The sequence below is a fragment of the Brevibacterium sp. UBA7493 genome (assembly GCF_002479565.1).
Taxonomy (GTDB): Bacteria; Actinomycetota; Actinomycetes; order Actinomycetales; family Brevibacteriaceae; genus Brevibacterium; species Brevibacterium luteolum.
In genome coordinates this window covers 31,609-55,618 of the sequence record NZ_DLOD01000013.1, presented here as the reverse complement: position 1 = coordinate 55,618, position 24,010 = coordinate 31,609, and the positions used below count along the sequence as shown (strand labels likewise).

The following is a 24,010-nucleotide window of genomic DNA, read 5'->3' as shown; positions in this document are numbered from 1 at the left end:
ACCAGACCGCCTCGAACAGCCACGCGGCGGCACCGGCCATCGCTTGGGCGAGCCAGTCGAACGGGGCGGCGATCAGGGAGGCGGTGCCTTCGCCCACGGCGTCGCAGACGGAGGAGATGACTGGGACATCGCAGACGCTCACCGCAGCCACCCCCGCGGCCGGGAGTCATGTCGGGTGGTCATCACACGGCCTGCCCGACGCCCCAGAAGAAGTTGATCAGCGTCACCGCGGCACCGCAGATGATCGCCGCCCCGCAGCTCACGAGAACGCCGACCTTGCCCCTGCTCGCGAGGTGCGGGTTGGAGGAGTTGGCGCCGAAGCCCCACACGATCGCGCTGACGATGAGCGCGAGGACGGAGAGGATGAGGCCGACGGTCATGACGGCGCCGACGATGATGCGCAGTTGCTCGATGCCGGGAAGACCGGATGAGTTGGGGTCGATGTCGATCACGGGGTGCTCCTGACTATTGACGAGAAGGGGTTCTCGTCCGTCAGGTGCACCCCGCGATCCCAGCGGCGGCGGAGGTAGTCAGAGTTGGGTGCCGACGTCCAGCAGGAAGTTGAGCCACGCGACGCCGGCCCCGGCGAGAGCGGCGGCGCCGACCGCGACGAACAGACCCGTGCGAGCCTTGGTCGCCGCCTGATAGTTGCCGCTGGATGACGCGATCGCCCAGATGATGGCGCAGACGATGAGCATGAGCACGGCGGTGACGAGCACGAACATGAGCAGCGCGCCAACGATGGCGCGGAGGTCGGCGGCGCCGCCGACGCCGCCGAAGTCGGGGAACACATCCATGGTCATCGTCCTTCTCGGACGGTGATGTGCAGGTGGTCGTAGTGCCCGCCTGTGATGTCCGAGGGGTCGTGCATGCCCCCGCCGTTGTAGGGCCGCCAGCCCTCGTCGGCGCGAGCGAGCGACCAGATCTTGCCTTGCCAGATGAGATACTCGACTCCGAGGGCGGCGGCGTTGGCCTGCAGCCAGTTCGTCATCGCCCACCCCGTGTCGAGGGCGGCGCCGGTCGCGGCCGTTCCGATGGTGTTCCCGAAGGTCACATCGCACGCTCTGCCGAGCGGGTGTTCCGACGAGGTGCCGGGTCGCGGTGACCAGCAGGCCCAGCCGGAGTCGGGAAACGCGGCCCGGGTCTGTGTGAGCAGGTGCTCCATGCGGGCAGTGATCTGGCCGCCGCTCGTCGGATCGTCCCGAAGCTCGTCAGGATCGGTACCTGTGTACGGTGTTGGCGCGGCGATGTTCGGCCCCGGAGCGCAACCTGCGTTTGGTGCCGTGCTCGCGCCGGATTCAGCGGCGCCGTGGTCGGTGAGCCAGGCGTCGGAGTTCACCGGGTCGGCGTCTGCGCCGCCGGGGTGGATTTGCAGGTGCAGGTGAGGGCCGGTGGAGTGTCCCGAGGAGCCGACGTCTCCGATGCGCTGCCCGGCGGTCACGGTGTCGCCTTCTGCGACATGGATGCCGTGCGCCCACATGTGCACGTACATCGACGCGACCCGCTCGCCCCGGACGGTGTGCTCGATGACGATGACCCCGCCTCCTGCGTCGGTGTATCCGGCTCGCACGACGATGCCGTCCGCGACGGCGTAGATGGGGGTGCCGTCGGGGGCGGCGAAGTCGCTGCCTGCGTGGAAGCGGCGTTCGCCGGTGATCGGGTCGTTACGCCATCCGAACGGGCTCGTCCGCGCCCAGGTCCCCTCCGGCAGCGGGAACACGATGCGCGTCGTCTCGGGCACGACGGGCGTCTCGTCCCCGCCATCGTTGCCGGAGGACACGGGACGGGTCAGGGCGGTGAGGATCGCTTCGGCGACCGGCTGGTAGTTCTGATACCGGTCCGGGTAGGCGCTGACCTCGACGGCTTGGGCTGCTTCGCCGGGGTCGAGCTGCTGCCAGCCGGCGATGTCGAGCAGGCCCCGCGGCGATGGGTAGTTCGGGCCCGTGGGGCCACCGTAGAAGGCTCTCGCCTGGTAGCTGGGGTCCATGAGCTCCGCGACTGTGCCCCACCCGCTGACCGGGCGCATCTGAAACAGCCCGAGCGAGTCGTGATCCGAACCCTCGCCGTCGTTGGGGTACTCCGCCGACTCGGGATAGGCGCTCGTGTTGGCGAGCATCCGCAGGGTCGACTCGGTCAGCGCAGCCATCAGCGCGATCAGCACCCCTTCACGTCCGACGCCGGCTGTCTGCCCGCCGACCGTGATGATCGTCGCGGCGTGGGTGAGCTGTTGCCGGTTCAGCGTGACCGTCTCCCCGTTGCGGGTCGTCGCGGTCAGCGAGTCCGGGATCGGGCCGACCGCCAACGAGCCGGGCGTGCAGACGGCGGCGGTCGCAGGTGTTCCGCCGAGCGTGGCGACGCCCAGCAGGATCGTGGACGGCCCCAGGAGCAGCAAGGTGAGGGCGAGGAGCGCGAGCTTCTTCATCACGGCCTCGGCTCAGCGGAGAGGGTTGTCGAGCTGTGAGAGCCGCAGCACCTCACACAACCCCGACCCGGTGCCGCGACCGGGATTGGGCGGGGTGCAGACGAGGAACACAGTGAAGGAGACCGGGCGGGATGCCTCGACGGGGTCGGTGCCCCAGATGCCTTCCCGGTGCCGTGTCCCCGAGATGGTGTACGCGACCGCACCATCAGGTATCTGACCGGGGGCTGCCTGCTCGACGGCGGTCTCCCACGCCTCCGGGACGAACACCTCGTCGAGGGTCAGCCACTGCCGAGTCGCGTAGGTGCGCAGCTGCGCCCACGCATCGTTCGTCGGGATGTAGGCGCGGACGTCACCGACGAAGGCGTCGGCCTCGCTGCCGTGCGCGGCATCCGCGAGCACCTGCGCATAGTCCGATGGCATGTGCCCGGTCGTGGTGTCCCAGGTGAACAGCGCCTCAGCGACCGCTTGGGCGAACGCTTCCGGCCCAAGGTGCTGGTCCAGCGGCTCCAGCTCTGCGACCGAGGTCGGGGCCGGTGTCACGGGCGCGGCGGTGGAAGGTCGTTCGTTCGGCGTCGAGGCCGACGGGGCGGCGGGGCCGCGGACGAGGCCGTAGATGCCGACTCCGACGAGCAAGAGCAGAGCGAGGCCGCCAGCGGTGGCGGCGATCAGCAGGCGACGACGGCGACGGTCATCAGACGTGGCGGGGTCCATGAGCACGGGTCCTTCCCGGACGGCAACAACGGATGCGTGGTTGCCAGGAAGGTGCGCACCACCGCACCCGCCCCGCGGTTCAGGCGATGTGCTCGGCCCTGTCTTGCCGTGCCGCGCGTGCGGCGTCGGTGAACGCGATGGTCCCGGCGATGGTCTCCTCGAACCGTGCCCACTGTTCAGCGGTGAGGGCTGGGCCGACGTCGGCGGGGTCGTAGTGGGTCCACCATTCGGCCATGTCGTCCCAGGTGGCCAGGAACGCGGTCAGCGGGAACGGCACCGGCTCCCCGGTGTTCACCGCCGTCAGCGCGGGCCGCGCTGGCTTCTTCTCCCCGGAGGCCTTGGCTGCTTTGACGCGGGCGAGCGCGGCCTTTGCCAGCTGCTCCAACTCCGCCGCCCTCGCCTCCTGCTCCGCCGCACGCACCGCATCCGCCTCGACCCGTGCTCGTTCGCGCACCTCGACGGACTGGGCGGGATCCGCGGCGAGCTGGTTGAGCTCCGCCAGCGACAGCTCGGCATTCACGCGCAGGTGCGAGGGATAGACGCTCCCACCTGCCTTGATCCGCTCGACCTCCTCTGCCGCACGCGCCCGTACCGGTTCCGGCTGCGACTCGTCCGCGGCCAGGTCCTCCAACCGGCCGATGCGCTCCAACGTCGTATAGGACGCGCGGCCAGTCACCATCCGCGCAGCCTGAGCGCGAGCCTTGCCTTGCTCGAACTGCGGTGGTGCCAAATTGGCACCACCGTCTTCTGCGTCGTCTGCGGTCGTCTGGAACCGGGTGGCCTCCTGGCGGCGGGCGGCGTCTTCGGCGAGCAGGGTCTTGAGTTCGCGGTAGAGGGCTGCGGCTTCGAGCTGGGTGAGCGGCTTGTGCAGGACGTTCTCGTCTTGTTCGGCGAGGAGTTGCCCGAGCCGGTCGGAGATCCCGGACCGTACCCAGACGTTGACGGTCTTGATGCCCAGGAGTTTCAGCGCCGCGAGGCGCCGCGCGCCGCAGATCAGGTGCCCGTCGAGGGTGATCGTGATGGGCTGCAAGAGCCCGTTGCGGCGGATCGACTCCACCAACGGGGCAAGGTCGCCGTGGTCTTGCCGGTGCCGGCGGCCGACGATGATGGAGTCGACCGCGCGCTCCAGCTCGATGTGGCCCGCCGGCACCGTGCTCATGACTCCTCGCCCCCTGCCAGGCGCGGGGCGGCGAGCCCGGCAGTGATCACGAGGTCGTCGTCGGTGAGGAGTGCGCGCAGGGGTTGGCCGATCAGGAGCCGCACGAGCAACCCGCGCCCAGCGTTCGTATGCGCGAGGGTCGGGTCGGGGGTGCCGAGCACGATCCGCAGCAGCGCCGTCCACGACGCACCCGGCAGGTCCAGGAGGGCGCGGGCCTGCCGGTCACGGCGCAGCACCTCGAACGCCGACGCCCGCGACGGCGACCCCGCCAACCTGGTGGTGATGTACTCGACCGCAGCCCGGGCTGTCGAGGGTTCCCAGCCGACCCACGAGAGGAACGCGATCGTGTCCTCGACGGCGGCGGTGACGTTCATCGCCCGCTCCCGCACCGGACGCTCATCGTCCGGGTCCTCGTCGGGGTCGGTGAAGGGGTCGAAGCAGAACGCGGGGTGGTAGTCGGGCAGGGGGTTCTCGCGGTCGCTGAATCGTTCGGCGTCGTGGAACACCGAATACTTCGGGCGACGGGCCTGATGCACGGAGCACAGCAGTCCGTTGCCGCGTTCCTCGGCGGTGCAGGTCACCTGCACCGCCCGCGTCACCACCGCCCACGGGTCATCCGCCCGCCGCGTCGCAGTTCCCCGCATCGCCTCGAACGCCGCCGAAGCCGCCTCCCACGGGTCGAGGCCGTGCTTGCGGGCGAGAGCGGCGTACTTGTTCGCGGCGTGCTCCATCAGCGCCGCCGCCTCCGGGTCACGCTGCCACGCCCCACGCCCCGCCTGATGGAGCCGATTCAGCAGGGCGCGCAGCGCCTCGGAGTCCTCGAAACGATTCCGCCTGTCACGGTCTGATGCAGTCTGCATGGGAGCACCTCCTGACAGGCAGGTGCGCACACGCTCCCCAGCAGGCGCGCTCAGACGTTGGCTGGGGGCGTGCATGGCGGTTACCCGAGCCCGATCCCGGAGCGCGACACCCATGAGAACCGCTCCCCGCCACCACGACCGAACGCGGTCACCGGCGGCAGCTTCCGTGCCCGCTCGCTCACGAACCGCGCACCCGACCGTGCCCCGTCACGGGTCGCCCGATACGCCTGACCAGGTACCCGGCGGGCGCGGCGGGCGAGCTCGGCCTGAAAATCGATACCCCGCCCCACTATCCGCGCCGAACGCGACGCCATCAGATCAGTCGGACGCACCCACTCCACACCAGCACGCGCTCTCGTCGCCGCGTCCTTCGCCGTCGAGTCTTTGGCCAGTGACGGGTCGCGGTGCCGGGCCAGCGCCGACGCCTCGCTTTCACGCGGCGTCTCCTCAGCACGGTCATGGTCTCGCTCGTGCAGCGCCGTAGCGGTGGGCTCGACGTACGTGTGCTGGTCGTCGTTCATGGCGTCTCCTGTTCGTCACGGGTGGTGAGTTCGGGGCGTGCGAACCAGCGGCCCACGGTGGAGGGGTGCACGCCGAGGTGCCGGGCGATCGCTTTGTTCGACCAGCCCTCCTCATCTCGCAACCGCCCCGCCACCTCCCGCGCGGGCGTCTGCTCCGACCCCGGTGTGGGAATAACGGCCTGCAGCTCGGACAGACCGCTCTCCGGCGTCGGCTCGTCCTCGTCGGCGAGATGTGGCTTGGCGGCCTCGGAGGCCGGTCGGGTGAGGATGACGGTGAGGTGCGTGATCGCAAGCAGCACCAGCGGCGGCACCGCCGCCACCGACGCCGCCAGCACCCCGGGCACATCGGCATCGGCGGCGACGACGGCATGGATCGCGTTCGCCGTCACCGACACCAGCGCACCCGCAGCGAGCAGCACCCACGGATACCAAGCCGACCGCTGCCGAGCGAGCGCGACGACGGCAACGGTTGCGACGACGATGATCCCGTCCACGATCAGCGGCCACGCCCACGCCTGCCCCGCATCGATCCCGGAGCGGCGGGCAAGGTCCGCCAGAGCGGTGAAGGAGAGCCAGAACGCACCTGCAGCGATGAACACCGTCCCGGCGACCGCCGTCGCCACCGCCACCCGGCCACCCCGCGACCGCACAGGTGCCGGCGCCTGCGGGTTCATGAGAGCACCTGCCCTGCAAGACGCGGCACGCGCCGCAGATCATCGTCCCGTACCACGCTGGATGGTGCGGGTTGGACGTGGGTGGCGCGGTAGGCGGAGCGGATCGTCGTGACGACCTCCCGCGGCGGCAACCCGACCCGCTCACCCGCCGGGGCGAGCGCATCGACCATCTCCGGCAGAGACAACCCCGCCTCCGCGAGGCGGCAGGAGGCCCAGAACAGGCCACGGTTGCGTTCGCCCTCCGCGCGCATGCCCACCCAGTCGGCCAGCCGCTTCGCGTCCTCCGAACGAACAGGGCCCCGCGCCCGATGCACGACGGGCTCGGGACGCGGATCGAGGAAGTCCCGCAGCGCCGCCGCATCCACCGGGCGCGGCTCCCGGTTACCGTGCGCGGTGAGCGAGTACCCGGCCGGGCCGTGGACGGTCATGACGGCGGAGGGAGGGACGATGACGTACCCGCCGGTGCCACGGAAGTCGACACGTGCCGCGGCCGCCTGCCACGACGGCTGCGACCGGCCGGGGTCGGCCGGGTAGTAGAAATGCGCACCACCGGACGGCGTGCGCACCACCGCCACCCACCCCTCCACGAGCCCCGCCCGGCGGGCACGACCGAAGGCGTCGAACCCGTTCCCGTCCGGCTTGCGGTCCACATCCACGACATCGACCCCAGACGCGGTGCCGGTGGGGACGCCGATGTTCGCGGACGGCCAGCGATGCCACCACGCCACAACCTGCGCCAGGTCAACGCTCGCCTCATGGAACCCATGCCGGGTGAGCGGACGCTTCTCGCCCGGCACGCACGGGAACACCGGCACCCCCGCCGCCGCGAGCCGCGCGGCGGCTTGCGGAAGCGGGAGCCCGCTGAGGGAGGCAAGGACGCTGGCGACGCTCATCACAGCCCCCTCACCACGGCATCCGCCGCACGCGAGGAACGCGCTGGCTCGACCAGTGCCGGAACTGTTCGCTCCGCCCCGGCCCCTCGCGACGGGGTGGCGGACTCACGGGTCAGGCCGGGTGGGTCGCCCGTGCCGACCTGGACGGTGTCGAGGGCATCGAGGATCGCCCCGGCGGTCTTGCGGACGCGTTCACCGGTGGCCTGCACGACCTCGGCCGGGTCCTTGTCCTTGACCGTACCCGCCCACCCGGAGATATACGAGATCGTGTAGGCGGTGGTGTCCATGCCGTGCGCGGCACCGATCATCAGCGCCACCGACTCCGCCTCGACTTCACCGATCCCGCGATGCCCGGTCGCATCCGGGTTGTCGGGGCCGTGGAGCTTCACATGTGCGAGTTCGTGCGCGAGTGTCTTCACCTGCGCGGCGTCGTCCATGTTCGACCGCACCGCCACCGTGCGGTTCGTGTAGTCCGTGACACCGTTCGCGCCACGAATCTCCCGCTCATCCGCGACGCGCGTCACCGTGAACCCTTCGGCCTCCACCAAGGAGGCAAGCCCTGCCCACAGCCCGTCGGGCGCCTCGCCTTCCAGGAGCGTCGGGGCAGGGCGCTCGGGCACGGGATCACCGCTGGTCTGCGACACATCCCAGACGTAGGCGGGCTTCGCGCCGACCATCCGGGAACGCACCACCTCGCCGGGCTTCGGCTTCTCGAACCGGCCCAGCCGCCGCCACGACTCAGAATCAGCCGGATTACTCGACGCGAACCGACCCGTCACCGGCGCGAAGATCACATACCCCGCCTGACCCCGCTCCACCTGCCGACCCAGCGACTGCCACTGCTTATAGCCCGCGACATAGGACGGCTCCGGCGACGCGACACGACCCTGCTCGTAAGCATCGAGATGCTGGGCGAGGATCAGCAGCGTGTTGCGGAACGAGCGCGCCCGGAACCGAGCAGCGAACTCCAGCGCACGCTTCCAATCCTCACCCGACACAAGCAGGTCGACCGCAGCCGTCAACCGCTCATGGAGCTGTTCGAGCTTCGCGTCGCGCGTAGCCCGTGCCTCCTCGTCCGTCGCCACCTGTGACCTCCTCCCGGCAAGGCCAACGGCACAAGCCGGTGACCCCTGCGACCATTAGGTGCGCCGGGGAGATCAGGAACGAGACGGACGGAACAGAGCGTGGCGACCGCCAGGCTCCACGATGAACCCGACGTGTCTCATCCGGTTTACCTGCGGTGCGGCGTAGAGTCGAAGTCCTTCAAGTGCTCAGGGTTCACACGACGAGAAGTACGCGACATACGGCGAGTCGAGGGGGTTGACGAGTCAGCCTGCCGGTGAGTGCGGAGGGTTTGCTTGGCGTCCTTCGGGACGCCCGCTGGCGCGGTACTGCGATGGCGTGATGCCGTAGCGGCGGGAGAACCAGCGTGAGGCGACCCGGGGATCGCGCCAGCCGACTGCGCCCGCAGCACGTGCCACAGTCCAGTCAGTCTCATCAATGAGCCGGGTGAACTCTGTCAGCCGTATCTCCGTGAGGTAACGCATCGGTGGAAAGCCGGTACAGGCAACGAACAGGCGGGTTAAGTGAGTACGGGAGACGGCGACGGAACGCGCGAGGGCCGTAGTCGTCCACGACTCAGCCATGCGGTCACGCAGAAGCTGCACTGCACGTCCCACGTGTCCGGCCAAGGAGATCGACATGAGTAGCCCGCCTGCCTGGCTCAACTCAGTACCATCTGAGTTGGCGGCCGCATCCGGCGCGAGGAACGCGGGAGTCACAAGGCCTACCCAACCGGCGAACAGTTCTACGGTACGTACTGCCACCACCTCCGGTGACTTCGTGCCGTTGCCGAGTACGCTCAGCTGCCGCCAGATCGGTTCGACACGGCGCAGGGTAGACACACCAGGATGCAGAACGAGTGGGCTCCCGTCCCAGTCGTGAGGATGCACGCCAGCGCGGAGCCGCGTCTTGTCGGGAAGGAACCATGCCATCTGTTCACGCAAGAAGCGTTCATCGCTGTACACCGCCCAGAGTCGGACGTATTGCCTCGGACGCATCTGGCACCATTCACCAGCTCCTAGAGCCAAGGCCATGCCAGGCATGAGAAGGTACCGGCCCTGTGCCGTCGAGATTTCAGCTGCGCCCTCAAGAATGTGCAGGATCTTTATCTCCGCAGGAATCACTCGCCTGGTCATTGCGCTGCGGGAGATTTCGATCGCCGTCAGAAGCCGTGCGCCGCGATTGATTAACCTCGTGCCGGGGTTGTCTGGTCTCGTAGACGACCCTTCATGTGGATCGCGGTAGTCGCTTGCTCTCACAGTTCTCGCGCGTTGTTCCTATGTGCGGGTGACATGGCAACAGCCGCTATCAGCGCAGGGAGTCCTTTCTTAAGACTCTATTGAATGCGGTTGATATCATTTCGTAGAAACGTCTTTTGATGCCTCTTCCTTGGTGAGGGGGTGAGGAGCCGTTGTTTGTACGTGGTTGGCAGGTCGGTTCGCTGTCGAGAGTCGCCCGGTTCTTTCCATCCAGAGGTCGAAGGGGACGGTGAGGAACGGGAGCATCGAGGCGATGATGCCGGTGGGGAGTGCCCACCAGGTCCAGCGGAAGCGGATGGCGGCGGCGACGCAGGCGAGGACGAAGGCGATCCATGCGATTCCGTGCACCCACCCCCCAGATGGTGACGGGTAGGGGGCTGCCGTGGAGGGGGTATTTGATAGCGAGGGCGGTGAGCATGCCGAGCCAGCTGATGCCTTCGATGAGCGCGGTGGTGCGGAAGGCGAGTCGGAAGAAGCGTTCGTTTCGTGAGGGCGTGTGTGTCATTGATGCTCCGCGGCGTGGTTGCGGTGGTGACAATCCATAGGTCGTGATCCTCTTAGCGCGAGGCTTAGTGGGTGTTGTCTTCGTAGGCGGAGGCGGTGCTGCCGGGTCCGTACTGTCGGAGCAGCCACCCGGTGGTGATGACGCCTGCGGCGATCACGACGGCGATGATGATCATGATGGTCGTGTAGCCGCTGTTGAACGCGATAGCGGCGGCGTCGAGCAGGCCCGGATGGTCGCTGGCGAGGTCGCGGGCGGTGGCGATGCTGTCGGCGGCTTCGGCAGGGGCGCCCTGGGGGAGGTGGATGCGGGAGGTGTAGAAGAGGGAGAGGAGGCTGCCGAGGACGGCGACGGCGATGAGGCTGCCGAACTCGTAGGACACTTCCTCGACCGAGGCTGCCATACCGGCCTTGCGTGGGGGGACGTTCCCCACGATCGCGGTCGATGCGACTGACATCGTGGCCCCCAATCCGGCGCCGGTGACGGCGAGCCCGGCCACGAATACCGGGAACGCGGTCTGCACTCCGATGAGGGTGATGATCATGCCGATTGTGGCGAGGGTGAAGCCTCCGCTGATGATGATGCGCAGCCCGAGCCTGTGCAGGAACGCGCCGCCGAGAATCCCGGTGGGCAGAGCCCCGATCGCGACAGCGGCCACGAGGAGTCCTGCTTGGAGTGGGGTGAACCCGTCGACGAGTTGGAAGCGTTGCGTGGTGACCAGTTGGATGCCGCCGATGGCGAACATTGCGGTCGCTGCGGTGATGATCCCGGCGCTGAACGCGCGGTTGCGGAACACCCCGAAGTCCAGCAGCGGATCGTTCGAGCGGAGCTGGCGTCTGGTGAACAGGACACCGCCGATGGCCGCGACGACCGTGGCGCCTGCGACGATCGCCCAGTTCTGCGGGGTGTGGGCGGCTTCTTTGATCGCGAGGACCGCGCCGGTGAGGGTGAGGAGGGCGTAGAGGGAGGAGATCGCATCCCACTTCTTCGCCCGGTCCCGGGTTCCTGCAGGGACGACGAGCGGGGTGAGGATGAGGGCTGCGATCACGACGGGGATGTTGATGAGGAACACCGACCCCCACCAGAACCGCTCCAACAGTGCACCCCCGACGATGGGTCCGAGCGCGGCGCCGACCACGGAGATGCTGCCCCAGATCGCGATCGCGATGTTCCGCTCCCGCACGTCATCGAACCCGAGCCGGATCAGCGCGAGAGTGGCGGGCATCATGCACGCCGCCCCCACCGCGAGGAGCGCACGCGCACCGATCAGGACCTCCGGTGTCGGGGAGAACGCGGCCACCAGCGACGCCGCCCCGAAGAGCGTGAGACCGACCAGGAAGAGACGGCGATGCCCGAACCGGTCACCCAAGGTTCCCGACCCCAGCAGCAGGCCCGCCATCACCAGCGGGTAGGCGTTGATGATCCACAGGCCTTGGGAGGCCGACGCGCCCAGGTCCACCGTCAGGGTGGGCAGGGCGGTGTAGAGGATCGAGTTGTCGAGCGTGATCAGCAACAGGCCGAACGCGACAGTCACCAGCAGCACCCACCGCCGCGATGACAGCGATGACGCTTGAGTGTTCACAGTGTTCATGTGCGGGGATGCCTTCTTGTGTCAGGAGTTCTTTCGATCATTGCGCCCGGCCGGTTGCCATAGATTCTTGTGTTCATCGCGCAGAGTCCGTGCTGGTGGTGTCCAGGGAGGCGGCGATGTGTTCCAGGAGCTGCACCCGCAGAGCCTGCGGGATGGGCTCCCCGGTGAGGGCTTCGTAGCTCCACAGCCCGTCGGCGGCCATCCGTGCGGTCAGCATCCGCAGCTCCTCCCGCGGATACCTGTCGTCCACGCCGGGCTGAGGGAGCGGGGTCGTCCACCGCGCGGCCACTTCCGCACAGGGTGCGAAGAGGTCACGGTGCGCGGCGCCGTCAGCCATGAACACCAGTTCCGCGCGGGTCATCGACCGGGCGACCCGCACATACGCCGCCAACCGCTCAGCACGGGTCGCCTCAGAAGCGGGTTTCCCGGCGGCTGAGACCATCTCCTTCTCCCAGTCGGCCGCCAACTGCTCATACACCCCACTCAGCAGTGCCGTCCGGCTCGGGAAGTGATACAGCAGGCCCCCCTTGGTGATGCCCGCCTGCTCGGCGACAGCGTCGATCGTCACCGCAGACAGCCCCTGCTCCTCAGCGACCCGCATCGCCGCCTCGACGATCGCAGACTTCTTACTCGGCCTCACCACCGTGCCGCCTCCTCCGTATCGACGCCGTACCTCACCAACCACTAGACTATACTAAATGGTACAGTAACCGTGTGTGGAGAGGAACGACAGCATGACGAAGTGGACGATCGGGACCGGGGCAGTCGTGACTGTGATCGGGATAGTCGCCTACATCGCGTCGGGGGCATCCAGCCTCACCGCGCTGATCCCCGCAGCCCTCGGCATCCTGCTGGTGATCGCCGGACTCATCTCCCGGAAAGAGGCGGCGCACCGGCACGCGATCCATGCGGCGCTGGCAGTCGCGCTCGTCGGCCTGGCCGGCACGCTCATGAACGTCCTCAAGCTCGGGGAGCTCCTCGGGGGCACCGCAGAGCGCCCTATAGCGGTCATCGCCAGCACCCTGACCTTCGTCGCGCTGCTGGTCTACCTGGTTCTCGGGGTGACCTCGTTCATCCGCGCACGCCGCTACCGCCGTGCCTGAAACCCGCCCCCTCGACACGCCCCACGTCGCCGGGCGGGGCGATGGTTGGCGGGCGCGGCTGTGGGAATGGGTCCGTGCCCGACCGCTCGTGTGGGCGAAGCTCTCCCTGGCCGCGAACATCCTGATCGTCGCGACCGGCGGGGCGGTCAGGCTTACCGCATCCGGGCTGGGCTGCCCGACCTGGCCGCTGTGCACCGAGGACTCCCTCTGAAGCGCCCCGGGTTTCAGTGTTCCAGTCGATGGTGGTGATGTCGCCGAGGTTGGGGGCGTCGGGCCAGTGGTGGGCGAAGACGCGGGCGACGGGCTCGTTGATCTCGGAGAACCAGATCGTGCGGGCGTCGAACACCTCCTCGACAGCGAGGTCGAGTCCGCCGTAGCCGGAGAACAGCGACCCGACCCGCAGGCGGCGGTCGCCCGGTTCGTCGCTGGCGTTCGGCATGAGGACTCCGGCAGATCGGTGATCCCCGGTCGCTGCCTCTGCGAGCGCTGACCGGGCTGGTTATCTGCCAGGTGCTCGCCGCGCCTCCCGCGCCTCCCGTGCCTCCCGTGCCTCGCTGACCGCGCCGCGCCCGGCCTCTGACGGAGCCTTCGTCTCCGCCTCCCTCAGAGCCACCACGCCTCTTGCAGATCGAGGTTGAGCCCGCCTTCGGCGGGCCGCTGCTCACCTCGTGAGCAGGCAGAGAGGGCGGGCCGGATGACGGTTTCGATGCGCGTGATGTCGGCGGGTGACGGGTATAAGTACCTGTTGCGCACTGTCGCGGCCGGCGACGGCGACCGCTCGCTCTCGACTCCGTTGACGCGCTACTACAACGCCGAGGGCACCCCGCCCGGTCGCTGGCTCGGTGCCGGGGTCGCCACACTCGGCGGCGGGCGGATCAGCGTGGGTGATCAGGTCTCCGAAGCCCAGCTCCAGCTGCTGGTCGGCATGGGTCGAGACCCGATCACCGGTGAACCGCTGGGCCGCGCGTACCCCGAATACCGAACCGTGGCCGAGCGGATCGAGGCACGTACCAGTGCGCTTGATCCCGCACTCGGGCCGGCGTCACGCGCGGAGGCGGTCGCGGCCATCGACACGGAGGAGGCCGGGCGCGGGACGCGGCGGGCGGTTGCGGGGTTCGACTTCACGTTCTCGATCCCGAAGTCCGCCAGCGTGCTCTGGGCGGTCGCGGACGCGGGGACGCAGGCGTTGATCGCGGACGCGCATCACGCTGCGGTTGCGGAGGTGGTTGCGTTCATGGAGCGGGAGGTTGCAGCCACCCGCACCGGCGCAACCGACCGCGACGGCGCGGTTGCACAGGTCGACGTCGCAGGTCTGGTCGCCACGGCGTTCGATCACTACGACAGCCGGGCGGGCGACCCGCACCTGCACACGCATGTCGTCATCAGCAACAAGGTGCAGACCGTCCTCGATGGCAAATGGCGGTCGCTGGATGGGCGGCCGATGCACGCCGCCGTGGTCGCCCTCTCCGAGCTGCACGAGGCGGTGTTCGCTGACCACCTCACTCGCTCGTTTGGCGTCTCGTGGGAGGCGCGCGACATGGGCCGCGACCGCAACCCCGCGTGGGCGATCGCCGCGGTGCCCGAGGCGATGGTGAAGGAGTTCTCCACCCGTGCCCGGCACATTGATGCCGAGACCGACCGCCTCATCGGCCAGTACGTCGACGCGCATGGGCGGCGGCCGTCGCCGGCGACGATCATGAAGCTCCGCGCCCAGGCCACCCTCTCGACCCGGCCGGAGAAGGAAGTCCGGTCGCTGGCTGACCTCACCGCCTCCTGGCGGGAACGGGCCGGGCAGGTGCTCGGGTCGGATACGACCTCGTGGGCGCGCGGCGTGACGGCAAACAAGGAGCCGTTGCTGCTGCGCGCGGACGACGTGCCGTTGGATGTGATCGACTCGCTCGGGGCAGACGTTGTGGCTGCGGTCGGTGAGAAGCGATCCACCTGGCATCGCTGGAACCTCACTGCCGAGGCCGCGCGGCAGACGATGGCCTACCGGTTCGCGTCGACAGAGGATCGCGAAGCTATCGTCGGCCTGGTCGTAGACGCCGCCGAAGCCGCTTCGCTGCGCCTGACCCCGCCCGAGCTCGCATCCAGCCCGGCCGCGTTCCGCCGACCGGACGGCACGAGCGTGTTCCGGCCGAAGCACTCCGCGCTGTTCTCCTCCGAGGAGCTGCTGGCCGCCGAAGACCGCCTCCTCGAACGCGCCCACACCACCACCGCACCGACCGTGCCGCTGACCACCGTCGAACGGGTTACGAAGCGGCCCGACAGCAAGGGCCGGATGCTCGGTGACGACCAGGCGGCCGCACTGACGAAGATCGCGCTCTCGGGCCGGGTGGTCGATGTGCTGGTCGGCCCTGCTGGGGCGGGGAAGACCACCGCGATGTCAGCGTTGCGGCGGGCGTGGGAACGCGAGCACGGACGTGGCAGCGTGGTCGGGCTTGCGCCGTCCGCGGTCGCCGCGCAGGTCCTGGCCGATGACCTCGGCATCCAGACCGAGAACACGGCCAAGTGGCTCGACACTCACGACCGCGCCGGCGAGACGTTCCGCAAGGGTCAGCTCGTCATCGTCGACGAGGCATCGCTGGCGGGCACGCTCTCCCTTGACCGCATCACCGCCTTGGCGGCGGAGGCCGGGGCGAAGGTGCTGCTGGTCGGGGACCACGCCCAGCTTCAGTCCGTCACCGCCGGTGGCGCGTTCTCCCTCCTCGTCCACGACCGTGACGACGCCCCGGAGCTGGTCGACGTGCACCGGTTCGTCCACCCGTGGGAGAAGACCGCGTCCCTCGCGCTGCGGCATGGGCGCACCGATGTCATCGACACCTACACCGAACACGGTCGCATCCGAGGTGGTGAGACGGAGGAGATGATCGACGTCGCCTACACCGCCTGGCGCAACGACACACTCGCCGGGCGAGCCAGTGTGCTCGTGACCGCCTCGAACGAGTCCGTCCAGGCGCTCAACAACCGGGCACGCGCTGATCTGATCCTCGACGGCACCGTGAACGCCCGCCGTGAGGTCGAACTGCACGACGGAATGAGGGCTGCGGTCGGGGATACGGTCATCACTCGCCGCAACGACCGCCGCCTCCGCGCGGGACGGTCCTGGGTCCGCAACGGCGATAGGTGGACGGTCACCGAGGTCCGTGACGACGGCGCTCTCACCCTCCGCCGCGCAGGGCGCACGTGGGGCGCCTCGGTCGTGGTCCCGGCCGAGTACGCGGCCGAACACCTCGATCTCGGTTACGCCGTGACGTCATACCGGGCGCAGGGCATCACCGTGGACTCCTCGCACGTCCTGGCGGATGCGTCGATGACCAGAGAGACGTTCTATGTCGCCATGACGAGGGGGCGCGAGCAGAACATCGCCTACGTCGCCGTCGACAAGCCCGACCCCGCCCACGACGGCCCTCGCCCCGGCGACAACACCGAGGCGACAGCCCGGTCCGTGTTGTTCGGGGTGCTGCAGCACGTCGGTGCCGAGCTGTCGGCGCACGAGACGATCACTGCGGAGCAGGACACCTGGGCCTCGATCGCGCAGCTTACCGCCGAGTACGAGACCCTGGCCGCCGCCGCCCAACACGACCGCTGGGCCGCGCTCGTCCGCTCGTCTGGGCTCAGCGACGACGACGCCGAGGACGCGATCGCCTCACCCGCATTCGGAGCGCTGACTGCCGAGCTCCGTCGGGCCGAGGCCAACCAGCACGACGTCGAGACCCTGCTGCCGCGCCTCGTGCGAGCACGCGGGTTCGGGGACGCCGACGACATCGCCGCGGTCCTGCACTACCGTCTTGCCCGCGCGACCGCCAGGCCAGCGGGAGCCGGGCGTGCACGCAGAACACCACGTCTCATCGTGGGCCTCATCCCCGAAGCCACCGGCATCATGCCATCCGAGATGCGGCAAGCGCTGACCGAGCGACGCGACCTCATCGAAGCCCGGGCCGATGCTCTCCTCGACACCGCACTCACCGAGAAACACGAGTGGATCACGAAACTCGGAACCCCACCCAAGACTGCACGAGCGGCCCAGGCATGGCGGAACGCCGCGCGCACCATCGCCGCCTACCGCGACCGCTACGGCATCACCGGACCCGCACCCCTCGGAGCACCCGCCGAAGCCGAGACGCAGAAGATCGACGTCGCCCGCGCCCGTGCTGCGCTTGACCGAACCCGCTCGCTCGAAAGAGAACCGAACAGCGCACGTCAATCGCCTGCTACTACTAGGCCGGTCCGACGCTCCTTGTAGCGCCTGAACGCCAACCTACGAAGCCCGCGACCTGGTAGCGTGAAGATGTGTCCCGTACAAGGAGGCTACGAGAAGATGCCGGAAGATAACGAGGTTCTGACCGCTGATGAAGCGGCAGCGCTCTTGCGTGTCTCCACCAAGACAGTGCTCTCACTCGCCCGCGCGGGGTCGCTGCCCGGAGAGAAGGTGGGACGCGCTTGGCGCTTCGTGAGGAGCGATGTCCTTGCGTACGTCCGCGGTTCACTGCCGCAGGCAGGAGCAGAGCACAATGAGTGAGGTCGTGACGGCACTGTCCGAGATGAACAGTGTCCTAGGCGGTGACAAATGCTAGATACTTCGAACTGGCCCGAAGTTGAGCTTGACGTCCTGAAAGAAATCCAACTCGATCCAAAAAACGTTCGCCTTGAAGTGGCCGACGCGAAGGTCGAGGCCGACATCATTGAAGACCTGTTCGTCAACGAAGATGCGTTAGCGCTTGTCGAGGGCATCTGCAAGGTCGGCTATCTGACACACGAGACGCCGGTCGTCCTAAAGCGACGCGGTAAGTATGTGATGGTTGAGGGGAACCGCAGGCTCGCTGCACTCAAAGCCATCCAGAACCCGATGTTGGTCCCCGACTATCAGGCGCGAGTCGCGTCGCTGGCGGCCCTTCTGCCAGACCGCTCTGCGCTCGCGAAGGTCCGGGTCATGGTTGCACCGAACCAGACCGAAGCGGATCAGTTGATCGCGGCTATCCACACCGGGAACCTGCGGCGGGCCTGGAGTCCCAGCAGGCAGGCGGCGTTCTTCCAGGCGCAGATCGACGCGGGGAGGAAGCTCCGTGAACTTCTGACTAGGTATCCCACGATCGACGTTCGCAAATTCGTCTTTCGAGCGCACATCATCAATCTCTTCAAGTCCGTGCATTACGACGAGGCCGAGCTTCAAGACTTCCTTGCAACAAAGAAGTGGGCCAGGGGCCTATCGACGCTGGCGCGCATCTACGAGTCGAAAGAGTTCCTTGACCTGACGGGGCTTACGATGGATTCAGACGGCAACGTCACGAAGACGCTCTCGGACGAAGTCTTCAAAGATGTTGCTACGGCAATCGTTCGCGGGATGTACGACGAGAACATCAACACGCGCAGCCTGAACTCGGTCTCAAGTCCTCGCTACACGCAGCTGATGAAGGAACTGCGTCAGATCGTTGCTGACGCGGGAGAAGCAGCTCCGCCTAACCCCACAACCCCAACTACAGGGACGACTCCCGACGGAGGGAACAACCCACCGCCCGGTGGCCCCGGCGCTAAGCCGACTCCGCCCACGGGGGCACCTGGTCTCGGAGAACCTCCGAGCGCTGCGCCTGGCACCGCGGAGCCGAAGCCTCCGAGGAAGCGTCCAGCCAAGAAGAAGCTCAGGAACCTCGACCTCGGGCAGATCAAGGCTCCCGCGAGTTACCCCGAAGGGTTGAAACTGCTGCTCGGCGAACTGTCTGAGGTCGACGTGCAAAAGTTCCCTAACGCCACCTTCCTAATGATCCGGGCCGTACTGGAAAAGTCGATCAAGGCGTATGCGGAGGCAAAGTCGATCGACATCAAGGGCTCCGGGAACAACCAGAACGGCCGTGTCCAACTTGGCCACGCCCTGAACTGGCTCTTGGAACACGTCAAGGCGAACGGCCCGAAGCACCTGATCCAGGTCATCGAGGGCGTCAGGACAGGGAAGCTCGTTACGTACACGAACTCAGGCGACTCGCTCAATGCGATCAACCACAACCACCACTTCCTAGTCGATCCCGACCAAACGTTCTCAATGTGGGCCTCCATCGACTCGATCATGAGATACGTGATGAAGCCATGAGCACGAGCGCCATCGGGGTGTCCACACGACGCCCGCGAATCTCACCGCTCCGGTACCCGGGCGGAAAGTCTGCCTTGTACTCGCGCCTGCGCAAGATGATCCGCGATATGGACCTCGCAGGCTGCACCTACGTCGAGCCGTATGCGGGCGGAGTCGGCGCCGGTCTCAGTCTCCTGGTAACGGGGCAAGTCGAGCGCGTCGTCATCAACGACCTCGACCCGGCTATCCACGCATTCTGGACTACGGTTCAGTCCGAGCCCGGATGGCTGATCGAGCGAATCCACAAGGCCAAGCTTGACGTCACCGAGTGGCGGCGGCAGCGCGAAATCTATGTTGCCGCCGACACCAGCGATCTGTCACAGCTCGGATTTGCCACCTTCTATCTCAATCGCACGAACAGGTCCGGGGTGCTCAACGGCGGCCCGATCGGCGGGCTAGACCAAACGGGTAATTACAAGATCGACGCCCGCTTCAACCGGGACGGCCTTGCTGAACGTATCCGAATACTGTCGCTCTATGCAGACAACATCGTCCCGACGTCGCGCGATGGTATTGAGGTCATCGCTGAGTACGCTCCCAAGGACGATGTCTTCATCTACGCCGACCCGCCCTACTTCGAGAAGGCCGGTTCGTTGTACCTCAACGCCTTCTCTGCAACCGACCACGAAGACCTTGCGCGGGTCCTCAACTCCGTCGCAGACAGGCCGTGGATTCTTACCTATGACAACGCTCCACAGGTGGCGGAGCTCTACGCGGCGCGTCGGCGTCGAGAGTTTGAGCTCCACTACTCAGCGCATCGCGTCGGCAAAGCCACTGAGGTCGCCGTGCTCTCTGAATCCGTTCCGGAGATCGGACAGGGCTGGCCGCTCACGCCGACAACGTTGACGTAGCCAGCTCCTACGGGACGAGGGCCGCCCACCGCAGAGGAGGCGGAAGAACTATGCCTCCTCGCGCTCGGGCGGACGGATCAGCCGCACGTTTGATACGCCGCCTTGGTTGACGCAATCCTGAGCGAGGTCGTGAACACGCCAGTAGAAGTCAAGGTCGGCAGCCGCCGCGTTCACGGTGCTCTCGACAGGCATGTAGCGGTGCAACGGTGTGGAGACACCACCGTAGGAGTGGCCGAAGTTATCCACCGTGAGGATCGTCAGGGCCTCTGATCCGGTCCACTCGATCCCGACGCGCACGTCGTACTCGTCGTTGCCCGTCGCGTCGGCGGTCGTCCGGATGAGAGCCATCAGGCCTGCGACGCCGCACTCGACCGCGTCCGACTGGACCTGCGATCCCTCGAAGTACCCGTCGCTACTCATGCGGTGGCCGCCGATTGCGGCTGCGAGCGTGACTGATCCGTCGTGGTGGAGACTTGCCCATGCTTCCTTCCACTGTGATCTGTCGCCCGTTGCGGTGTTGACGGCGACCCAGCGCCGCGATCCCGGTCGTGGGTTGTGCCGGTCGACGTTTTCCAGCGGGTGCACACCTCCACGTCCGGCGTAGAACAGGGCGAGGCCTTCGGCCTTGGTCAGTACGTCGCGCGCTCCGTCGCGCGTCAGGCGGTTGTGGAGGCGAGGGACGCGCGGGTGGGCGACAGCGATCAGCCAGGCGCGTTCGCTCGTGGCGCGGCCGCCCGCGGTCTCGGCATACAGGTTGTCGAGCGCTTCGCTGGCGTGGCGGCGTTCATCGAAGCGTGCTCGGTACATCGCCTCGATCTGTCGTTCCTTCATCCATACGGTGTCGGAGTCGTTGCGCACCGGAGCGCCGAAGTAGTCGTTGCGGTAGATCAGGTGTGGCCCGTCAACGCTTGCCGGCACTTCCACGACGACAGCGCGGGCACCCTCCGTTCCGAGGCGGTGCACGTTGAGGCCGAAGACGGGCGGGGAGATAGCGGTGATCGCTGCGGAGCGCAGGGATCGCTCGTACGCTTCATCGAACTCTCCGACGTCGACTCGCTCTGTCGCGGCCTTCTGCGACTCGCGTACTCCGAACACGATGACGCCGCCGCCGCTGTTCGCCATCGCTGCAACGTCCTTGGGGAAGTCTGTTTGCGGTAGTCCCTTCGCCGGGGGCAGCTCTGACTTCCAGTCCAGGTCGGTCGTCTCCATGACTCCGCTGCTCACCGCCGCATCCAGCAGTTCGTCCGTCAGAGGTCCAGGAGCGACCCCGAGGGCGCGATGCAGAGCGGTGAAGATCATGACCCCCAGCGTAGGGATCACCTGCGACAACTGGCGGTGACGCCGACCAGTGGCTGCCTACAGCGCGCGCCCCTCCCGATGAGCGGACGGGGTGATGCCCGACTCACGCGCGAATGCCTGCCCGCCGCCACCTGCGGGCGAGTCGAGGAGGGCCGTGACGTCTGTGGCGTCGGTGATGAGGGACGCGATGCCTTCGCGCAGGAGCCGGTGCGTGCCGGAGCTGGCGGCACTGGTTACCGGGCCGGGCACGGCGCCGACCGGGCGTCCGAGCTGCGTAGCGCGGGCGGCGACGTTGAGGGAGCTGGAGCGATAGCCGGCCTCCACGACGACGGTTGCACCGGAGAGGGCACCGAGGATGCGATTGCGGGCGAGGAAACGCCACTTGGTCGGCGCGGAGCCGGGCGGCATCTCACTGGCGAGCAGGCCGAGGTCTCCGACTCGTGCCAGCAGCTCACGATTGCCGGATGGGTAGAGGCGATCCAAGCCGCCGACCATGACGGCGAGGGTCTGCCCGCCTGTGGCGAGTGCGGCTCGGTGTGCGGCGGCGTCGATGCCGTAGGCGCCGCCGGCCACGATGATCCGCTCAGCATGGGTCAGATTGGAGGCGAGTTCGCCCGTGACGTGCTCGCCGTAACTAGTGGCGGCGCGGGCTCCGGTGATCGTGACGCGATCGTTCAGCGGCGCGGTGAGGTAGGAGACAGCGCCTCGCAGCCATAGAGCGGTGGGGGCGCGGTTGCCCAGATCGTTGAGGGCGGTCGGCCACTCATCGTCGCTGGGGATGAGGATGCGCAGCCCGAGGCGGTCAGTCTCCGCGAGTGCCTGCGTGACCGTGCGGGCATCCATTCGCGGGGCGACCTTGTTGCGCCACAGCCTGGCCTCGACCGCATCGACGTTCTTCGGGAGTGCGCCGGCACCGGCTGCCAGGCGCACGGTCTCGACCGCGCCGACCGCGGCGAGGAGCCTGCCGGTCACGGCGTCGTCGGGCTCCAAGGTCGATGCCAGGGCGACCCGTGCGGAGCGTTCGTCCTTGGCGAGAGAAGTGATCGTGACCATGCCCGGCTCCCATCCGTGTGTGCCAGACAGGTGCGCGAGCGCCGCCCGAATCCCCGGGCGCACCTCTTACGAATGTCGCCGGAGCGTCGTACTCTGGAGGGGAGGCAGATTCCTCCTTGATGTGGCGTCCCTCGCGGACAGGCCCTCGGGCCACTCTCTACGCACTGTCTCGTCACCTGACCGTGCCACGAGAGGAAACGCCATGATCCGACTGCTCTGGGCGCTCAGCGCCCACGCCCGCTACTACCTGCGGCGTTACATGCCCACCAACATCGCGCTCGACGCGATCCGCACCCGCCGCGGCCTGAAGTGGGGCATCCTCGCGATGCTCCTCGCGGTCCCGTACTTCCTCGCAGCGAACTACTGCATCACGCTGATCGAGGGCGGCGGCCCGGGCTGGCTGAACCTCCTCGTGCTCCTGTTCTGCTGGAATGCGCTCAAGTTCCTCATCATGGGCCTGGTCAGTGTCATCTTGCTCGTCCGCGCCCGCGTCCAGGAGGCCGTCGAGCGTCGCCGCCCGCCGCATGAACGAGGCACAGTCCCTCAAGTACCCGATGGCGAGTGTGGCGTGATGGGCGCCGTGATCTACACCCGCAGCGCACGCCCGAACTGGGCAACCCACGCTCACCAGCGGGCCGCCTGCCAATGCCTGGCCGCCGAGCTCGGCTACGAGGTCAGCGGCGAGTTCCACGACAACGGCCGGACACGACCCGCGCTCGACCAGGCCCTCGCCACCATCCGCGACGGGCAGGCATCGGCGCTCATCGTCGCGGACCTCTACCGACTCAGCCGACCGTCTACCGAGTTCGCCCGCATCATCGAGGCGCTGGACGAGGCCGACGTGCCCCTCTACGTCGTCGGGCAAGGCCGCGTGAGCCTTCCCGCGACTCCCGAGCTCGGCATCATGCTGGCGATCGCCGAGTACGAGGCCAAGCACTCCGAGGAGGACTTCACTCTGTAACCGCCACCCGACGTCCCCGAGGGCGGACGGTCGCACCTGCTGCGGCCACCGCCCTCTTCACTGCCCCCTGACTCACCCCGAAATGCAGACCAACCTCCATCAAGGTCATCCCGCCCTCGTAGAGCCTCACAGCCTCGCACGTGTGCTCCTCAGCCAGCCCTCGCACGCGCATCGGGACGGAACGGCGGACGAGGTGCGCGGCCACCGTTCGGTGGTAGACGCCGAACCGCTCACCGAGCTGCGCTAGCGTCATGCCCTGCTCGTACAGCGCCACCAGCTCATCAACCTCGGCGGCGCTCAGAGAGGTTTGAGTCTTCCCAACTGACCGCACCACACGACCCCGCGAGTCGGTCACCGAGGGTTCGGATGGCCGTTCGCTACGCTCGTAGGCACCCCGAGACAGGCGAGAAGCCACGGTTTTCAGGGCCGGGCCAGGGTTCTCAAACTCTCTACGGAGGTGCACCAAAAATACCAGCACAGAACGCCTGTTCAGCCGCTCAAATCAGCACCGTGAATTGTCCTGGGTTTCATTCCGAGATGGTGGTCGAAGACGGTTCACGCCAGACATTGCGATAATTCATCTGTAGTCAGTGCGCTACTTCAGCTGTAGTGTCGGAACGAGACCCAGGACAAATCAGTTCTGAAGGTCACCACACAAGGATTGGAGACTCGCCATGAAGGCTGTCGTCTATCAGGGACCCAGAGATGTCGCGGTCACGGATGTTCCGGACGCCAAGATCGAGCGGCCCACAGATGTGCTGGTCAAGGTGACAACAACCAACATCTGCGGCTCGGACCTGCACATGTACGAGGGCCGGACCTCCTTCGAGCAAGGCCGGACGTTCGGTCACGAGAACATGGGAGAGGTGGTGGAGGTCGGCCAGGGAGTCGAGAAGGTCAAGGTGGGCGACCGGGTCGTGCTGCCGTTCAATATCTCGTGCGGTTTCTGCAAGAACTGCGAGCGC

The 24,010-nt window shown here is 67.5% G+C and carries 23 protein-coding genes and 3 pseudogenes; 8 read left to right on the top strand and 18 right to left on the bottom strand.

All coding sequences use genetic code 11. The features are described 5' to 3' along the window. From B4E96_RS08080 to B4E96_RS08015, 15 genes and pseudogenes are all read right to left on the bottom strand, one after another. Positions 1-142: pseudogene (locus B4E96_RS08080) on the bottom strand (conjugal transfer protein TrbL); the annotation flags it as partial. A gap of 40 nt (positions 143-182) precedes the next feature. Beyond that, the gene (locus tag B4E96_RS08075; RefSeq protein ID WP_062764860.1) at positions 183-452 is read right to left on the bottom strand and encodes a DUF6112 family protein; all 270 of its coding nucleotides are present in this window, start codon (positions 450-452) and stop codon (positions 183-185) included. 78 nt (positions 453-530) lie between these two features. Further along, positions 531-797 carry a DUF6112 family protein gene (locus tag B4E96_RS08070; protein WP_144317194.1) on the bottom strand — a complete coding sequence of 89 codons (267 nt, stop codon included), beginning with the start codon at positions 795-797 and terminating at the stop codon, positions 531-533. A 2-nt stretch (positions 798-799) separates the two neighbouring features. Beyond that, positions 800-2,422, bottom strand: a complete 1,623-nt coding sequence (locus B4E96_RS08065; protein ID WP_211346236.1) for a peptidoglycan DD-metalloendopeptidase family protein — start codon at positions 2,420-2,422, stop codon at positions 800-802. A 12-nt stretch (positions 2,423-2,434) separates the two neighbouring features. Then, positions 2,435-3,133, bottom strand: coding sequence for a hypothetical protein (locus B4E96_RS08060; RefSeq protein ID WP_144317192.1), 699 nt, complete (start codon positions 3,131-3,133; stop codon positions 2,435-2,437). Positions 3,134-3,212: 79 nt separating this feature from the next. Further along, on the bottom strand, positions 3,213-4,292 hold the full coding sequence (locus tag B4E96_RS08055; RefSeq protein ID WP_144317191.1) for a ParB N-terminal domain-containing protein: 1,080 nt from the start codon (positions 4,290-4,292) through the stop codon (positions 3,213-3,215). Further along, positions 4,289-5,152 carry a hypothetical protein gene (locus B4E96_RS08050; protein WP_144317190.1) on the bottom strand — a complete coding sequence of 288 codons (864 nt, stop codon included), beginning with the start codon at positions 5,150-5,152 and terminating at the stop codon, positions 4,289-4,291. Before B4E96_RS08050 ends, B4E96_RS08055 begins: the two co-directional genes overlap by 4 nt. 80 nt (positions 5,153-5,232) lie before the next feature. Then, the gene (locus B4E96_RS08045) at positions 5,233-5,673 is read right to left on the bottom strand and encodes a hypothetical protein (RefSeq protein WP_144317189.1); all 441 of its coding nucleotides are present in this window, start codon (positions 5,671-5,673) and stop codon (positions 5,233-5,235) included. Next, complete coding sequence (locus B4E96_RS08040; protein ID WP_186366106.1) at positions 5,670-6,347, bottom strand: DUF2637 domain-containing protein; 678 nt, start codon at positions 6,345-6,347, stop codon at positions 5,670-5,672. The genes B4E96_RS08045 and B4E96_RS08040 overlap by 4 nt, the downstream gene beginning before the upstream one ends. Then, positions 6,344-7,240 carry a bifunctional DNA primase/polymerase gene (locus B4E96_RS08035; protein ID WP_144317188.1) on the bottom strand — a complete coding sequence of 299 codons (897 nt, stop codon included), beginning with the start codon at positions 7,238-7,240 and terminating at the stop codon, positions 6,344-6,346. Before B4E96_RS08035 ends, B4E96_RS08040 begins: the two co-directional genes overlap by 4 nt. Further along, on the bottom strand, positions 7,240-8,325 hold the full coding sequence (locus tag B4E96_RS08030) for an ArdC-like ssDNA-binding domain-containing protein (RefSeq protein WP_286957098.1): 1,086 nt from the start codon (positions 8,323-8,325) through the stop codon (positions 7,240-7,242). Before B4E96_RS08030 ends, B4E96_RS08035 begins: the two co-directional genes overlap by 1 nt. A 243-nt stretch (positions 8,326-8,568) precedes the next feature. Continuing rightward, the gene (locus B4E96_RS08025) at positions 8,569-9,267 is read right to left on the bottom strand and encodes an AraC family transcriptional regulator (protein ID WP_259801350.1); all 699 of its coding nucleotides are present in this window, start codon (positions 9,265-9,267) and stop codon (positions 8,569-8,571) included. A gap of 390 nt (positions 9,268-9,657) precedes the next feature. Beyond that, positions 9,658-9,921, bottom strand: a pseudogene (locus B4E96_RS13385) (DUF3817 domain-containing protein); the annotation flags it as partial. Positions 9,922-10,130: 209 nt separating this feature from the next. Continuing rightward, positions 10,131-11,654 carry an MFS transporter gene (locus B4E96_RS08020; protein ID WP_144317184.1) on the bottom strand — a complete coding sequence of 508 codons (1,524 nt, stop codon included), beginning with the start codon at positions 11,652-11,654 and terminating at the stop codon, positions 10,131-10,133. Between the two features lie 73 nt (positions 11,655-11,727). Continuing rightward, positions 11,728-12,297 carry a TetR/AcrR family transcriptional regulator gene (locus B4E96_RS08015; RefSeq protein WP_259804121.1) on the bottom strand — a complete coding sequence of 190 codons (570 nt, stop codon included), beginning with the start codon at positions 12,295-12,297 and terminating at the stop codon, positions 11,728-11,730. Between the two features lie 91 nt (positions 12,298-12,388). Here B4E96_RS08015 and B4E96_RS08010 point away from each other — a divergent pair, with 91 nt between their 5' ends. Together B4E96_RS08010 and B4E96_RS13380 are read left to right on the top strand one after the other, a co-directional pair. Beyond that, complete coding sequence (locus tag B4E96_RS08010; RefSeq protein ID WP_144317182.1) at positions 12,389-12,757, top strand: hypothetical protein; 369 nt, start codon at positions 12,389-12,391, stop codon at positions 12,755-12,757. Then, on the top strand, positions 12,750-12,968 hold the full coding sequence (locus B4E96_RS13380) for a COX15/CtaA family protein (RefSeq protein ID WP_376783098.1): 219 nt from the start codon (positions 12,750-12,752) through the stop codon (positions 12,966-12,968). Before B4E96_RS08010 ends, B4E96_RS13380 begins: the two co-directional genes overlap by 8 nt. 33 nt (positions 12,969-13,001) lie before the next feature. Here the strand turns inward: B4E96_RS13380 and B4E96_RS08000 are convergent. Beyond that, positions 13,002-13,196: pseudogene (locus tag B4E96_RS08000) on the bottom strand (DNA cytosine methyltransferase); the annotation flags it as partial. 255 nt (positions 13,197-13,451) lie between these two features. Here B4E96_RS08000 and mobF point away from each other — a divergent pair. Genes mobF through B4E96_RS07980 form a run of 4 tightly spaced genes read left to right on the top strand, consistent with a single transcriptional unit; the run spans position 13,452 to position 19,732 of the window. After that, positions 13,452-17,003 carry a MobF family relaxase gene (gene mobF, locus B4E96_RS07995; RefSeq protein ID WP_259914337.1) on the top strand — a complete coding sequence of 1,184 codons (3,552 nt, stop codon included), beginning with the start codon at positions 13,452-13,454 and terminating at the stop codon, positions 17,001-17,003. 45 nt (positions 17,004-17,048) lie between these two features. Further along, positions 17,049-17,279 (top strand): helix-turn-helix domain-containing protein, encoded by a 231-nt coding sequence (locus tag B4E96_RS07990; protein WP_313420503.1) that lies wholly within the window; start codon positions 17,049-17,051, stop codon positions 17,277-17,279. A 48-nt stretch (positions 17,280-17,327) separates the two neighbouring features. Then, positions 17,328-18,842, top strand: coding sequence for a hypothetical protein (locus B4E96_RS07985; RefSeq protein WP_144317179.1), 1,515 nt, complete (start codon positions 17,328-17,330; stop codon positions 18,840-18,842). Beyond that, on the top strand, positions 18,839-19,732 hold the full coding sequence (locus B4E96_RS07980) for a DNA adenine methylase (protein ID WP_144317178.1): 894 nt from the start codon (positions 18,839-18,841) through the stop codon (positions 19,730-19,732). Before B4E96_RS07985 ends, B4E96_RS07980 begins: the two co-directional genes overlap by 4 nt. A 48-nt stretch (positions 19,733-19,780) precedes the next feature. On the opposite strand, the gene B4E96_RS07975 is transcribed toward B4E96_RS07980, so the two are convergent. Both B4E96_RS07975 and B4E96_RS07970 read right to left on the bottom strand, forming a co-directional pair. Continuing rightward, positions 19,781-21,031, bottom strand: a complete 1,251-nt coding sequence (locus tag B4E96_RS07975; protein ID WP_144317177.1) for a helix-turn-helix domain-containing protein — start codon at positions 21,029-21,031, stop codon at positions 19,781-19,783. A 57-nt stretch (positions 21,032-21,088) separates the two neighbouring features. Further along, positions 21,089-22,084 (bottom strand): DNA-processing protein DprA, encoded by a 996-nt coding sequence (locus tag B4E96_RS07970; RefSeq protein WP_144317176.1) that lies wholly within the window; start codon positions 22,082-22,084, stop codon positions 21,089-21,091. Positions 22,085-22,286: 202 nt separating this feature from the next. On the opposite strand from B4E96_RS07970, the gene B4E96_RS13325 reads away from it, so the two are divergent. Beyond that, positions 22,287-23,045 (top strand): recombinase family protein, encoded by a 759-nt coding sequence (locus tag B4E96_RS13325; RefSeq protein ID WP_275702903.1) that lies wholly within the window; start codon positions 22,287-22,289, stop codon positions 23,043-23,045. Positions 23,046-23,719: 674 nt separating this feature from the next. Continuing rightward, positions 23,720-24,010: alcohol dehydrogenase catalytic domain-containing protein (locus tag B4E96_RS07955; protein ID WP_286957091.1), on the top strand; the 291-nt coding region annotated here is incomplete at its 3' end.